We start from the raw sequence: 14636 nt of genomic DNA on the forward strand, positions 1-14636 counted from the left end.
CCCCTCCGGGCTCAATCCTACGTCTTATATGAGTAATCATTGTCTGTGACTGAACTGAGCCGAATCCGTAACTTTTCCATTATTGCCCACATCGACCACGGTAAATCCACGCTGGCGGACCGCTTTATCCAGATTTGCGGTGGCCTGACGGACCGTGAAATGGCCGAACAGGTCCTGGACTCCATGGACCTCGAACGGGAACGGGGCATCACCATCAAGGCCCAGAGCGTAACGCTCAACTACACCGCCAAAGATGGTGAAACCTACAAGCTGAATTTTATCGATACCCCTGGCCACGTGGATTTTTCCTACGAGGTGTCCCGCTCATTGTATGCGTGCGAAGGCGCGCTGCTGGTGGTGGATGCCGGGCAGGGTGTCGAGGCCCAGTCTGTGGCCAACTGTTACACCGCCATCGAGCAGGGGCTGGAAGTTGTTCCGGTCCTGAACAAGATGGACCTGCCGCAGGCCGAGCCCGATCGGGTAGCTGCAGAAATCGAGGACATTATCGGAATCGACGCCACTGACGCCGTGCGCTGCAGCGCCAAGAGCGGCCTGGGCGTCGAGGATGTGCTGGAAGACCTGATCAAGAAGATTCCGCCCCCCAAAGGGGATCGCAGTGCACCGCTGCAGGCGCTGATCATCGACTCCTGGTTTGATAACTACCTGGGTGTTGTGTCACTGGTGCGGGTTACCGAAGGGGTGCTGCGCAAGGGCGACAAGATTGTCATTAAGTCCACCAAGAAAGCGTGGAACGCGGACAAGGTCGGTATTTTCAACCCGAAGCCTACCGATACCAATGTCCTGGAAGCAGGCGATGTGGGCTTCGTGGTGGCGGGCATCAAGGACATTCACGGGGCACCGGTGGGCGACACCATCGTGCACCAGAAGTTTGCTGAAGAAACCCCGATGCTGCCGGGCTTCCAGAAAGTGAAGCCGCAGGTGTATGCCGGTTTGTTCCCGGTCAGCGCCGATGATTACGACGATTTCCGGGATGCCCTGGAAAAGCTGACCCTGAACGATGCTTCGCTGTTTTTCGAGCCGGAAAACTCCGATGCCCTGGGCTTCGGCTTCCGCTGTGGCTTCCTGGGCATGTTGCACATGGAGATTATCCAGGAGCGACTGGAGCGGGAGTATGACATTGACCTCATTACCACCGCGCCCACGGTTATCTACGAAGTGGTCACCAAGCAGGGTGAGACCCTGTCGGTGGACAACCCTTCCCGGCTGCCGGATATTGGCTCCATCGAGGAAATGCGCGAGCCGATCGTAGAGGCCAATATCCTGGTGCCCCAGGAACACCTGGGTAACGTGATTGCCCTGTGCGAGGAAAAGCGCGGCGTTCAGAAGAACATGCACTTTATGTCCACCCAGGTGCAGGTCAGCTATGAGTTGCCCATGGCGGAAGTGGTGATGGATTTCTTCGATCGCATCAAGTCAGCGAGCCGGGGCTTTGCCTCACTGGATTACCACTTTGTGCGTTTCCAGACGGCCAACCTGGTGCGGCTGGATGTGCTGATCAACGGCGAGCGTGTAGATGCCCTGGCCCTGATCGTTCACAAAGACCTGGCCCACCGCAAGGGCCGGCAGCTTGTCGAAAAGATGAAAGAGCTGATCCCCCGGCAGATGTTCGATATCGCCATCCAGGCTGCGATTGGCACCCAGGTGGTGTCCCGGGTAACCGTTAAGGCCCTGCGCAAGAACGTAACGGCCAAGTGTTACGGTGGTGACGTCAGCCGTAAGAAGAAACTGCTTCAGAAGCAGAAGGAAGGTAAAAAACGTATGAAGCAGCTGGGCAATGTCGAGGTGCCTCAGGAAGCGTTTCTTGCCGTGTTGAAAGTCGATAACTAAAACTAAGGCGCCCGGATGGACATTGATTTTCCACTGGTACTGGTAGTTCTGACATTGGTAACCGGTGTGATCTGGCTTGCCGACAAACTGGTTCTGAAAAAGCGGCGCCTGGCGGCTGCCGGGGCAGAGGATGCCCCCGCCGAGGAAGCACCCGCCGAACCCTGGCTGGTGGACATCAGCCGGTCGTTCTTCCCGGTGCTGGCCGTGGTCCTGGTACTGCGGTCGTTCCTGGTCGAGCCGTTCCAGATTCCCTCGGGTTCCATGTTGCCCACCCTGGAAGTGGGCGACTTCATCCTGGTCAACAAGTATGCCTACGGCCTGCGCCTGCCGGTCGCCGGTACCAAGGTTGTTGACATCGGCGATCCGGAGCGGGGCGATGTGATGGTGTTTCGTTACCCGGAAGACGGTTCCACCAACTACATCAAGCGGGTGATCGGCCTTCCGGGTGACCATATCCGCTACCGTAACAAGCAGCTGTTCATCAACAACGAGCCGGTGGCCCGGGACTTTGTGGCGCGTCTGCCACCGATGGAGCGCTGGCGCGAGCAGCTGGGGCCGGTAGAGCATGATGTGTACCTGACCATGGGCCGTGTGAGCGGTACCGGTGAGGGCGAATGGGTGGTGCCGGAAGGGCATTACTTTGTTATGGGCGACAATCGCGACAACAGTAACGACAGCCGATTCTGGGGTACCGTGCCGGACGACCTGGTGGTGGGCAAGGCCTTTGCAATCTGGATGCACTGGCAATCGCTGACAAGTCTGCCATCTTTTGATCGAGTAGGCTCTATTGAGTAATCCATTGTTCCGGAGACAGAAAAGAATGAATAACAAAACTCCTGCAGGCCTGAAAAAGCAACAAGGTGGCGCACTGGCCATGATGATCATCGCGCTGTTCTTCGGTGCGCTGCTCACCCTGGCGATCAAGATCGGGCCGGCCTACATTGATGACATTACCATCCAGGAAGCACTGGAAAGCCTGGAAGGTACCGAAGGCCTCGGGCAGATGGGGCCGGCACAGGTACGCACACTGATCAACAAACGCTTGAGCGTCAATAACGTCCGGGGCTTCGATGCCAAGAACATCACTGTGGAAAAGAACGGTGAGTTTGTGGTGGTCAAGGTGGACTATGAGGTTCGCAACAATATCATCGGGAATGTGGACAGTATTGTTCATTTCCAGCACGAGTATGAGTTAGAGGGCAAGTGAGTTCACAACCAGATCTTGATCAGTTACAGCGCCGGATCGGCTACCAGTTCAGGGAACCTGAACGGTTGCTGCTGGCGCTGACCCACCGAAGCTACGGCAACCAGAACAATGAGCGGCTGGAGTTTCTGGGCGATTCTATCGTGAATATGGTGATCGCCGAACATCTGTTCCTCCACTTCGAAAAAGCCCGGGAAGGCCAGCTGAGTCGCCTCCGGGCACGCATGGTCAAAGGCGTGACCCTGGCGGAAATCGGCCGGGAGTTCCAGCTCGGCCAGTACCTGCGGCTGGGTTCCGGTGAACTCAAAAGCGGTGGTTATCGCCGGGAATCCATCCTGGCGGATGCCGTGGAATCCATCATCGGGGCCATTTACCTGGACAGTGATTTTCACACCTGCCGTGAGCAGGTGCTGCGCTGGTTCAAGGAGCGGCTGGCGAAACTGGATATCCAGGACACTCAGAAAGATCCGAAAACCCGGTTGCAGGAATACCTGCAGTCCCGGCAATTCCCGTTACCCCGGTATGAAGTGATTTCCGTGGACGGCGAAGCCCACAACCAGACCTTCCATGTGTCCTGCGCCTTGCCATCACTGGATCGGAAAACCTCCGGCACCGGCAGCAGTCGCCGTATTGCTGAACAGCAGGCCGCCCGCAGTGCCCTGAAACAACTGGGCGTGGAGAACGACTGATGAATGATATTACCCGCCCGGAGAATCCGGACAGCCGCTGTGGCTTTGTGGCCATTGTGGGACGCCCGAACGTGGGCAAGTCCACGTTGCTGAACCACATCCTGGGCCAGAAGCTGAGCATTACCTCCCGCAAACCCCAGACCACGCGCCACCAGGTGCTGGGCATCAAGACCGTGGGTCCGGTGCAGGCCATCTATGTAGACACCCCGGGCATGCACGAAGAAGAGCCCCGGGCCCTGAACCGCTACATGAACAAGGCTGCGACATCGGCCCTGATCGATGTAGACGTTGTGGTGTTTGTGGTTGACCAGCTGGCCTGGACCAGCGCCGACGAGATGGTGCTGGAAAAGCTGAAGCGCCTGAAGTGCCCGGTCATCCTTGCGGTTAACAAGGTCGACAAGATCGAGAAGCGGGATTTGCTGCTGCCACATCTGGAAACGCTGTCGAAGAAGCGGGAATTCGCCGAGATTATTCCGCTGTCGGCCCTGAAAGAGACCAACCTGAAACCACTGGAAGAAGCGGTGGGCCGGTATCTGCCGGAGAGTGTGCATTTCTATCCGGATGACCAGATTACGGATCGCAGCGAGCGTTTCATGGCTTCGGAAATGGTGCGTGAGAAAATCACCCGGCAACTGGGTGCGGAATTGCCGTATTCCGTGGCAGTCGAAATTGAAGAGTTCAAGCATCAGGGCAAAACCTTGCATATTTCAGCCCTGATCCTGGTCGAGCGTGAAGGCCAGAGGAAGATCATCATCGGTGATAAGGGCGAGCGCCTGCGCCAGATTGGCCAGGATGCCCGCATGGATATGGAGAAGATGTTCGGCTGCAAGGTGATGTTGCGGCTGTGGGTTAAGGTTAAGCGGGGCTGGGCAGACAGCGACCGTGCCCTGAAAAGTCTGGGCATGAGCGACTTCTGAGGCCGCCATGGTGGCCTCGAAGGGAGCTGTGCAGCAGGAGCCGGCGTATGTGATCCACCGCCGGCCCTGGCGGGAAACCGCCCTGCTGGTAGACCTGTTTACCCTCAACCATGGCCGCATGAGCCTGGTTGCCCGGGGTGCCAACAGTGCAAAAAGCCCCCTCAAGGCCCAGCTGCAGCCGTTTCAGCCCTTGCTGGTCGACTGGACCGGCCGCAGTGACCTGAAAACCCTGGTGCAGCTGGAAGTGCGCTCTGCACCGTTGCTCAGGCAGACCCTGTCGCTCTACAGTGGCCTTTACATCAACGAGTTGCTGCAACGGGTCTTGCCGGTTGCCGATCCTTATCCCACCCTGTTCGCCAGCTATATCGATACTCTGCAAGCCCTGACCGGCCTGGCCGGCCGGGGTGATCTGGAGCCCTTGCTGCGTCGCTTCGAGCGGGAGTTCTGTTCCGCGCTGGGCTATGACTTTGCCTGGGACCAGGCCACCGATACCGGCTTGCCGGTCAGCGCCGGCCAGGTATACGGGTACGACCCGGCCCAGGGCATTGTGTCCGCGGCCAGCCGTGATGCCCGCCTGAACCAGTTGCCCGGGGAGGTGCTGACAGCCCTCGCCGCCGGTGACTACACCAGTGAGGCCAGCCGCAAAACCGCCAAGCGGGTGATGCGTGTACTGGTAGACTACCTTCTGCAGGGTAAGCCCCTGCACAGCCGCAATCTTTTCAGCCAGACGGTTTCGTCTTCAGGGAGAACGTAATGAACCCCAGAGTGTTGCTCGGAGTGAATATCGACCACGTGGCCACCCTTCGCCAGGCCCGGGGTACCCGTTATCCGGACCCGGTGCAGGCCGCACTGGTGGCAGAGGAAGCCGGCGCAGACGGCATCACCATTCACCCCCGGGAAGACCGCCGGCATATCCAGGACCGGGACGTATTGCTGCTCAAAGAAGTGCTGCAGACCAGGATGAACCTGGAAATGGCGGTGACCGATGCCATGCTGGCCTTTGCCGAACAGGTGCGGCCGGAGTGTGTGTGCCTGGTACCGGAAAAGCGGGAAGAGCTGACCACCGAAGGCGGGCTGGATGTGGATGGCCAGGAAGACCGGGTGGCCCGGGCCTGTGAACGGCTGGCGAAAATCGGCGCAGAAGTGTCACTGTTTATTGATCCGGACCCGGTCCAGATTGACGCTGCGGTGCGCTGTGGTGCGCCGGTGGTGGAACTGCACACCGGCGAATATGCCGAGGCAGAAACCCCGGAGCAGGCGGATGCCTCTTTCCGGATTCTGGCGGATGCCGTGGCCTATGCCCGCAAGAAGGGACTGATCGTCAACGCCGGCCATGGCCTGCATTACCATAACACCGAGCGGGTGGCGGCCATTCAGGGCATCAATGAACTGAATATCGGCCACGCCATTATTGCCCGCGCCGTGTTTACCGGCCTGAAAGAGGCCGTGCGTGATATGCGGGCGATTCTGGATAGCGTACGCCGCTAGGCTTGCGGGCTGGTGGCCGGCTGGTGCTGTTCCCGGAACAGTTGCTGCCAGTCGGTCTGCTCGCTCCAGTCCTGCAGCCGGGCCATCGCGGCCAGCAGCTGGTCTTTCTGGATTTCCAGGTCCTGGGCCTGGCACTTCAGGGCGGTTTCAAACCGGTTGGTGGCTGTGCGCAACTCCGGAACGCCACAATAGCGGGTGGCGCCGTGGAGCTTGTGTACACACTCCAGCAGAACATCCAGTTGCTGCTTTTCCCATAGCTCGGGGATGGCCTTGCTGTCGGTATGCAGCTGTTCCAGTAGCATGCTGAACAGCTCCTCCGCCAGGTCAGCCTTGCCGGCGGCCAGCTGAATACTCTCGTCAATACTTACGCAATTCTGGTGCGTCCGGCGGTTAGACGGCCGCAGACCGCGCCGGGTATCCCGCACCTCGGAAATCTTGAACCGGGGCTGGCTGCCGGAGCACTCGTAGCCCGTGAATTCCCTTACCAGTTCAATCAGCTGGGCGCTGCTGATGGGCTTGGGCATGTAGCCGTCAAAGCCCTGCTTGGCCAGTTTTTCCTGTTCGTCGGCCAGGGCATGGGCGGTCAGGGCAATGATCGGCGTTTGATGGGAGCCGGAATCCAGGGCCCGGATACGGGCGGTGGTTTCCACCCCGTCCATGCCTGGCATTTGCAGGTCCATGAACACCAGGTCAAAGGGCTTCTGCCGGGCCTTGGTCAGGGCTTCGAAGCCGCTGGAGGCGCTCTCGGCATCCAGGCGGCAATCTTTCAGCAGGGTCATTACCAGCTTCAGGTTAGCCTCGTTATCATCCACCGCCAGGATGCGCGGCACCCGGCCGGCGCCGGAGGTTCTTGTGCCGGGCACGGGCTGGGGCAGGGTGCCCCTGCCGGTATGGATTCCGTGAATCAGCAGCAGTAATTCGTCATACAGGGGATCACGGCACACCGGCTTGGTCAGGTGACCGCTGGCCAGCCCGGACAGCGGCAGGTCGTGGGTCTCCAGGGTGGGTGTCAGCAGCAGGGTGCGGCAGTCCCGCTCCACCTCCAGGCTGCGGACCAGGCTGCAATACTGGCTGGAGTTCAGCAGGTGCCGGGTAATGCCGAGCAGGACAACGGCATAGCCTTCCTGGCGGCGCTGGGCTTCTTCTACCTGTTCCATCAGGGCGCCGGGCGAGGCCACCCGGTCAACCGCCACGCCCCATTCCCGCAGCAGGTGTTCCACCGCAAGCCCGGTGGTTTTCTGGTGCTCCAGATAGATAATCCGCTCGCCTTTCAGAGCCTCCCTGGAGAAAGAACCTTCGCCGGTGACGGACAGTTCCGGTGTCAGTGTGAACCAGAAAGTCGAGCCCCGGCCCAGTTCGCTCTCCAGGCCGATTTCACCGCCCATTTCTTCGACCAGGCGCTTGGAAATCGCCAGCCCCAGCCCGGTACCGCCATACTGCCGGGCGGTGGAGGCATCAGCCTGGCTGAAGGCGTTGAACAGGGATTGCTGCTGGGCCCGGGACAGCCCCACCCCGGAGTCGGTTACGCTCAGGCGCAGGGTGACCCGGTTGGCTTCCTTGTCTTCGTCTTCAAGGCTGGCGCGCAGCACGACTTCGCCGGTCTGGGTGAACTTGATGGCGTTGTTGACCAGGTTGGTGATCACCTGCTTGACCCGGAGCGGGTCGCCCATGATGTTGTCCGGCACGTCGTTATAGACCAGCGGAACCAGGTCCAGGTTCTTGGCGTGGGCCGCCGGTGCCAGCATGACCATTACTTCTTCCACGATATCCCGCAGCTGGAAGGGCACGCGGTCCAGGATCAGTTTGCCGGCTTCGATTTTCGAGAAGTCCAGGATGTCGTTGATGATGGTCAGCAGGATTTCCGACGACTTGCGGATGGTGTTCAGGTGGTCCCGCTGCTGACGTGGCAGGGGGCTTTTCAGCAGCAATTCGGTGAAGCCGATAATGCCGTTCAGCGGCGTGCGGATTTCGTGGGACATGTTGGCCAGGAATTCCGATTTGATCCGGCTGGCTTCCAGCGCCTCTTTGCGGGCAAAGTCCAGTTCGATGTTCTGGATTTCGATGGTCTCCAGGGTTTCCCGAAGATCCCCGGTGGCCTGGTCGATGTTCTGCTGCATTTCTGCCTGGGCCTGGCTCAGCTCCGACGCCATCTCGTTCAGGCCGGATTCCAGCTGTTCAAACTCCGGCCCGGCCCGGGTGTATACCCGGGTATCCAGCTTGCCTTCCTTGAGCCTGGCCACCGCTTCATTCAGCTGGAACACAGGGTGGGTAAAGGCCCGGCTCAGGCGCAGGGAAACCAGCAGGCTCAGCAGCACGCCGCCAACCACCAGCATCAGGGAGATCAGCAGCGCCTGGTAGGTTTCTTTTTCGGTGCGGATATGGGACATCTCTACGGCCACCCAGCCCAGGGGCTCGGCCAGCCCGGTGGCGGATTCCCGGGCGTCCGGGTCGAGCATGGTTTCGATCATCAGGTCTTGCAGGTACACCGGGGTGACGAAGCGGGTGCTGCTGTCTGAACTCAGTTTGACCGGTCTTTCTGAGCCCAGGGCCGAGGCCGGGATGGTTTCGGTGCTGCCGGGGCCGCTGTGCAGCAGGCGTTGGCCGTCCCGGTCGAAGAAGGTGATGGAGCGGACATCCTGCTCTTCCAGCAGTGCCGTGGACAGGCTGCTCAGAAGGCTGCGGTTGGCGGTAAACAGGCCATACTCGGCACCGGCAGACAGCTGGCGGGACAGGGATTCGCCCCGGTCGTTCAGCAGGTTTTCGATGTTCTTCACCCAGCTGTAGGTAAAGAACAGGCCCAGCAACAGGGTGGTCAGAAGGGTGGGAACGAGGGTCACCACCAGAACTTTTTTTCGAATGCCCCAACGCCGCATACTGTGTTCCCGTCAGTCTTACGAGCCCGGTGCTGTGTTGGCAGCCAATACCGGGTACTTCCCTGTCAGCATAGATGATCCGGATCGGAATGACTGTGGCCGCCATCCCGCGTATGATTCAAAGCCGAAAGTGTATCACAGGGTTTGCGTATGATTTTCCCCACCATTGAAGATTATGTCGGCCACACGCCACTGGTTCGTTTGCAGCGGATACCGGGCAATACCTCCAATGTCATCCTGGCCAAGCTGGAGGGTAATAACCCGGCCGGTTCGGTAAAAGACCGGCCCGCCATCAGCATGATCCAGGAAGCCGAGCGCCGGGGTGAAATCCAGCCGGGTGATACCCTGATTGAAGCCACCTCCGGCAACACCGGTATCGCCCTGGCCATGGCCGCCGCCATCAAGGGCTACCGGATGGTGCTGATCATGCCCGATAACCTGAGCGAAGAACGCAGGGCTTCCATGCGTGCCTATGGTGCGGAAGTGGTGAATGTTACCCGTGACCAGGGCATGGAGGGCGCCAGGGATTTGGCAATCCGTATGGAAGCCGAAGGCAAGGGCAAGGTGCTGGACCAGTTCAGCAACCCGGATAATCCCCTGGCCCACTATCTCAGCACCGGCCCGGAAATCTGGGAACAGACCCAGGGCAAGGTGACTCACTTTGTCAGCTCCATGGGCACCACCGGCACCATCATGGGCGTGTCCCGTTACCTGAAAGAACGCAACCCGGATGTCCGGATTATCGGGCTGCAGCCGGAAGACGGCGCCTCCATTCCCGGTATCCGGCGCTGGCCGGAAGCCTATCTGCCAAAAATCTACGATGCCGCCCGGGTAGACCAGGTGCTGGACATCGGCCAGCAGGAAGCAGAAGACACCATGCGGGCCCTGGCCCGTGAAGAAGGCATCTTCTGTGGTGTGTCTTCGGGCGGGGCCATTGCGGCTGCGCTCAAGCTGTCTGGCCAGGTTGAAAACTCGGTGATCGTGGCCATTATCTGTGACCGCGGAGACCGTTACCTGTCTACCGGTGTATTCCCGGGCGCCTGAATCGTTAATCTTCAAGAGACCAGCCAATATGAGTAAGCGCCGCCGCAAGGTTCTGCCGCAAGAACCCGTGCGTTGTGAAATTGAATCCCTCGGCCATGATGGCCGTGGCATCGCCCGAACCGACGGCAAAGTCCAGTTTGTGGACGGCGCCCTGCCCGGGGAAACGGTGATGGCAAAGATGGTCAGCACCCGCAGCAAGTTCGACGAGCTGCGCACCCTGGAAGTGCTGGAAGCTGCCCCTGACCGCCAGCAGCCCCCGTGCGAATTTGCCGACCTTTGCGGCGGCTGCAGCCTGCAGCATATGAGCGCCGATGCCCAGATCCGGTTCAAGGAAGACACCCTGCGGGAGCACTTTGCCCATTTCGGGGGCATAGAGCCGGAGCAGTGGATCGAGCCCATGCGTTCACCGGATACCCTGGGATACCGCCGCAAGGCCCGGCTCGGGGTACGTTACGTAAAGGCCCGGGAATCGGTGCTGGTGGGATTCCGGGAAAAGCGCAACAGTTTCCTGACTGACATTAGCGAGTGTGTGGTGCTGGACCCGCGTATCGGCAAACGCATCACACCGCTGCGGGAGCTACTGCACGGCATGGTTGCGTTTGACCGCATCGCCCAGGTGGAAGTGGCCTGTGGTGACGACGTTGCCGCCATGGTGTTCCGTAACATGGACGACCTGGTGCCGGAAGACCGGGAAAAGCTGATTGCCTTTGGCCAGGCCCATGACTTGCATATCTACCTGCAGCCGAAGGGCCCGGACACCGTGCACCGGATCTGGCCGGAATCGGCGGGCCGGAACGACGAACGCCTGGCCTACCGTATGGATGAATTCGACCTGACCATGCAGTTCCACCCCATGGACTTCACCCAGGTGAATGCCGGTATCAACCGGGACATGGTGCACCGGGCGGTTGAGTGGCTGGATATCCAGCCTGGCGAGCGGGTGCTGGACCTGTTCTGTGGCCTGGGTAATTTTACGCTGCCGCTGGCCCGTAAGGGTGGCCAGGTTGTGGGGGTGGAAGGCGACGATGCCATGGTGGTTCGTGGCCGGGAAAATGCACGGTTGAACGGCCTGGATAATGTGGAGTTTTTCGGGGCTGACCTGCACGGCGACTTCACCGGCCAGGGCTGGGCGAAGGAAGGTTTCGACAAGATCCTGATCGACCCGCCCCGCTCCGGTGCCGAGGATATCTGCAAGTACCTGACCGCCTTTGGCGCCAACCGGATTGTCTATGTGTCCTGCAACCCGGCCACCCTGGCCCGGGATGCCGGTGTCCTGGTGCGTAACGGCTATCGGCTGCTGCGCGCCGGTGTGATGGATATGTTCCCGCACACCACCCATGTTGAGTCCATCGCCCTGTTCGAGCGCGACCCGCGCTGACCGGTTCGGGGAGCCGGCCTTGCCCCTGCTCCGGACGGGCCCGGGCAACGCCGGAAATTTATCAGGTAAGTTATTGCTATGGTTAAAGTTAGGGAAGAGTACGGGGTAACCGGCGACGGTGAAGTGGATATTGACCGTTGGGTTCAGCACATTGCCGAGCTGACGCATCTGGATAAGCCGGACCAGCTGCGACTGGCCTGCGAGAAAGCGGCCCTGATTGCACTGCAGGCGTTCCGCGAGGACCGCCTGTGGACGCCCGGCTCCAGCAGCTTCCGCACCGGGCTGGAAATGGCCCAGGTGCTGGCGGAACTGCACCTGGACCAGGCCAGCCTGGTGGCTGCCGTACTCTATCGGGCCGTTCGGGAAGAGCGGGTCGCCCTGGAAGAAATCCGAAAGGAATTCGGCGACGAAGTCGCCGGGCTGATCAACGGTGTCCAGCAGATGGCGGCGATCTCGTCGGTTCACCATCCGCTCAAGGGCAACGTGCTGGGCCAGAGTGAAGGCCAGCTGGACAACGTGCGCAAGATGCTGGTCACCATGATCGACGACGTGCGGGTGGCCCTGATCAAGCTGGCGGAGCGAACCTGCGCCATCCGGGCGGTGAAAGACGCTCCGGAAGAAAAACGTATGCGGGTGGCCCGGGAGGTGTTCGACATCTACGCGCCGCTGGCCCACCGGCTGGGTATCGGCCATATCAAGTGGGAACTGGAAGACCTGTCTTTCCGCTACCTGCATGCTTCCGCCTACAAGAAAATCGCCAAGCTGCTGGATGAAAAGCGGCTCGACCGTGAAGGCTATATCCGCCGGGTGATCGATACCCTGCAGACCGAGCTGAAGGCTTCCGGCATCAAGGGCGACCTCAGTGGCCGGGCCAAGCACATCTACAGCATCTGGCGCAAAATGCGCCGCAAGGGCATTGATTTCTCCCAGGTATACGATGTCCGGGCGGTGCGGATTCTGGTGCCGGAAGTGCGGGATTGCTACGCCGCACTGGGTATCGTGCATACCCTGTGGCGGCACATCCCCAACGAGTTTGATGACTACATCGCCAACCCCAAGGAAAACGGTTACCAGTCCCTGCATACGGCGGTGATCGGCCCCGAGGGCAAGGTGATGGAAGTACAGATCCGTACCCATGCCATGCATGAAGATGCCGAACTGGGTGTTTGTGCCCACTGGCTGTACAAGGGTACCGACAAGAACAACAAGTCCTCCGGCTACGATGCCAAGATCAACTGGCTGCGCCAGGTGCTGGAGTGGCAGGAAGAGCTGGGGGATATCTCAGGGCTGGCGGACCACCTGAAATCCGATGTGGCCTCAGACCGGGTCTATGTGTTTACCCCGGAAGGCCACGTGGTGGACCTGCCTCAGGGGGCCACGCCGGTGGACTTCGCATACCGGGTGCACACCGAAATTGGCCATGCCTGCCGGGGTGCCCGGGTGAACAGCCGCATTGTGCCGCTGACCTACCCGCTGAAAACCGGCGACCAAGTGTTCATCCTGACTTCCAACAATCCGGCGCCCAGCCGGGACTGGCTGAACCCGAGCCTGGGCTACATCCAGACCTCCCGGGCCCGGGCCAAGGTGACCCATTGGTTCAAGCAGCAGGACCGGGACCGCAACATCTCGGATGGCCGGGCAATCCTGGAAGACGAATTCAAACGGCTGTCGATCTATGACGTGGATTTGACGGATCTGGCCAGGAAGGTCAACTACCACTCCACCGAAGACATGTTTGCCGCCGTTGGCGCCGGTGATTTGCGCCCCACCCACGTGGCCAACGTCGCCCAGCAGATGCTGGAGCCGAGAACCGAGCAGCTGGATCTCAAACTCACCGGCAACCGCAAAAAAGCCTACGACACCGAATCGGACATCCAGATTCTGGGTGTGGGCAAGCTGAAAACCCAGGTGGCCAAGTGCTGTAAACCGCTGCCGGGCGACCCGATTGGTGGCTACATTACGGTGGGCCGGGGCGTTACCGTGCACCGTCAGGACTGCATGACGTTCCTGAACCTGAAGGAATTCGAACCCAACCGGATCATCGAAGTGAACTGGGGTGGCCAGCCGGTAGCGGTGTATCCGGTGGATATCGAGATCGAGGCCTACGACCGGTCAGGATTGCTGCGGGATATCACCCAGGTGCTGTCGGCGTCCAAGAGTGATGTCATGTCGCTGCATACCCAGACCAATAAAGACGAGAACACCGCGACCATGCTGGTGACGGTGGAAATCTCCAGCCTGGAACAGTTGGCGCGGTTGCTGGCGCAGATCCGTAACCTGCCGAACATCATCGACGTAAGGCGAAAGCGCGGATGAGCTACTCCATCGACGACCTGAAAACCCTGATGGCGCGCCTGCGGGAACCGGACACCGGTTGCCCGTGGGACACAAAGCAGACCTTCGCCAGCATCGTGCCCCATACCATTGAAGAGGCCTATGAGGTGGCGGATGCTATCGAGCAGGGTGATTACCCCCATGTGAAAGACGAGCTGGGGGACTTGCTGTTCCAGGTGATCTTCTACGCCCGGATGGGGCAGGAGGAGGGCCACTTTGATTTTGATGGCATTGTCGACAACCTGGTGCGCAAACTGATCCGCCGGCATCCCCATGTGTTTCCGGAAGGTACCCTGGAAAGCCGGATAGACCCGGACAACCGGCCCACGGAAGCCTGGATCAAGGAAAGCTGGGAGCGCATCAAGGCGGAAGAGCGGGCGCAGAAGCCTGCGCCGGATGCCGATGCATTGGTCAGTCGCCTTGACGGTATCGCCCGCACACTGCCGGCCATGGCCCGGGCCGAGAAGTTGCAGCGCCGCGCTGCCCGCCACGGCTTTGACTGGCCGGATATCGGCGCGGTGTTCGACAAGCTGCACGAAGAAATCGATGAGCTGAAGGAAGCCTGGCAGGCCGCCGAAGACGGCACCGGCGAGCGGGATGCGGTGGAAGACGAGCTGGGCGACCTGCTGTTTGTGTGCGTGAACCTGGCCCGGTTCATGAAAGTGAATCCGGAGCAGGCGCTCAAGCGCACCAATCGCAAGTTTGAGATGCGCTTCCGGGCCATTGAGGAGATCCTGGCCGCCGAGGGGCGTGACATGGACGAAGAAAGCCTGGAGGCGCTGGATGCCATCTGGCAGCGGGTCAAGGGCGTGGAAAAAGGGTAACCCCAAGGCCTGATAGACTTTCCCGGGCAATCCTTAG

At 60.2% G+C, this 14636-nt stretch carries 12 protein-coding genes; 11 read left to right on the forward strand and 1 reads right to left on the reverse strand.

The window, feature by feature from the left end; genetic code table 11:
* The first annotated feature begins 45 nt into the window (after nucleotides 1–45).
* Genes lepA through pdxJ form a run of 7 tightly spaced genes read left to right on the forward strand, consistent with a single transcriptional unit; the run spans nucleotide 46 to nucleotide 6146 of the window.
* The gene (gene lepA, locus B2589_RS08385; RefSeq protein WP_036219390.1) at nucleotides 46–1848 is read left to right on the forward strand and encodes a translation elongation factor 4; all 1803 of its coding nucleotides are present in this window, start codon (nucleotides 46–48) and stop codon (nucleotides 1846–1848) included.
* A gap of 15 nt (nucleotides 1849–1863) precedes the next feature.
* A complete protein-coding gene (lepB, locus tag B2589_RS08390) occupies nucleotides 1864–2643 on the forward strand; it encodes a signal peptidase I (protein ID WP_199456310.1) in 780 nt (259 codons plus the stop codon).
* 25 nt (nucleotides 2644–2668) lie between these two features.
* The gene (locus B2589_RS08395; RefSeq protein ID WP_199456311.1) at nucleotides 2669–3055 is read left to right on the forward strand and encodes a DUF4845 domain-containing protein; all 387 of its coding nucleotides are present in this window, start codon (nucleotides 2669–2671) and stop codon (nucleotides 3053–3055) included.
* Nucleotides 3052–3741 carry a ribonuclease III gene (rnc, locus tag B2589_RS08400; RefSeq protein ID WP_036219388.1) on the forward strand — a complete coding sequence of 230 codons (690 nt, stop codon included), beginning with the start codon at nucleotides 3052–3054 and terminating at the stop codon, nucleotides 3739–3741. The genes B2589_RS08395 and rnc overlap by 4 nt, the downstream gene beginning before the upstream one ends.
* Complete coding sequence (gene era / locus B2589_RS08405) at nucleotides 3741–4658, forward strand: GTPase Era (protein ID WP_022988876.1); 918 nt, start codon at nucleotides 3741–3743, stop codon at nucleotides 4656–4658. Before rnc ends, era begins: the two co-directional genes overlap by 1 nt.
* A gap of 7 nt (nucleotides 4659–4665) precedes the next feature.
* The gene (recO, locus tag B2589_RS08410; protein ID WP_199456312.1) at nucleotides 4666–5412 is read left to right on the forward strand and encodes a DNA repair protein RecO; all 747 of its coding nucleotides are present in this window, start codon (nucleotides 4666–4668) and stop codon (nucleotides 5410–5412) included.
* On the forward strand, nucleotides 5412–6146 hold the full coding sequence (pdxJ, locus tag B2589_RS08415; protein ID WP_199456314.1) for a pyridoxine 5'-phosphate synthase: 735 nt from the start codon (nucleotides 5412–5414) through the stop codon (nucleotides 6144–6146). Before recO ends, pdxJ begins: the two co-directional genes overlap by 1 nt.
* On the opposite strand, the gene B2589_RS08420 is transcribed toward pdxJ, so the two are convergent.
* The gene (locus tag B2589_RS08420; RefSeq protein WP_286816237.1) at nucleotides 6143–9019 is read right to left on the reverse strand and encodes an ATP-binding protein; all 2877 of its coding nucleotides are present in this window, start codon (nucleotides 9017–9019) and stop codon (nucleotides 6143–6145) included. The genes pdxJ and B2589_RS08420 overlap by 4 nt on opposite strands.
* A 150-nt stretch (nucleotides 9020–9169) precedes the next feature.
* On the opposite strand from B2589_RS08420, the gene cysM reads away from it, so the two are divergent.
* From cysM to mazG, 4 genes are all read left to right on the forward strand, one after another.
* Nucleotides 9170–10063: a cysteine synthase CysM gene (gene cysM, locus B2589_RS08425; RefSeq protein WP_286816238.1), complete on the forward strand. Its 894-nt coding sequence runs from the start codon at nucleotides 9170–9172 to the stop codon at nucleotides 10061–10063.
* Nucleotides 10064–10091: 28 nt separating this feature from the next.
* Nucleotides 10092–11441 (forward strand): 23S rRNA (uracil(1939)-C(5))-methyltransferase RlmD, encoded by a 1350-nt coding sequence (gene rlmD / locus B2589_RS08430; protein ID WP_286816240.1) that lies wholly within the window; start codon nucleotides 10092–10094, stop codon nucleotides 11439–11441.
* A gap of 78 nt (nucleotides 11442–11519) precedes the next feature.
* Complete coding sequence (gene relA, locus B2589_RS08435) at nucleotides 11520–13757, forward strand: GTP diphosphokinase (RefSeq protein WP_286816241.1); 2238 nt, start codon at nucleotides 11520–11522, stop codon at nucleotides 13755–13757.
* The gene (gene mazG / locus B2589_RS08440) at nucleotides 13754–14599 is read left to right on the forward strand and encodes a nucleoside triphosphate pyrophosphohydrolase (protein ID WP_286816243.1); all 846 of its coding nucleotides are present in this window, start codon (nucleotides 13754–13756) and stop codon (nucleotides 14597–14599) included. Before relA ends, mazG begins: the two co-directional genes overlap by 4 nt.
* The last annotated feature ends 37 nt before the right edge of the window (nucleotides 14600–14636 follow it).

The sequence above is a fragment of the Marinobacter sp. UBA3607 genome (assembly GCF_002375525.1).
Taxonomy (GTDB): domain Bacteria; phylum Pseudomonadota; class Gammaproteobacteria; order Pseudomonadales; family Oleiphilaceae; genus Marinobacter; species Marinobacter vinifirmus.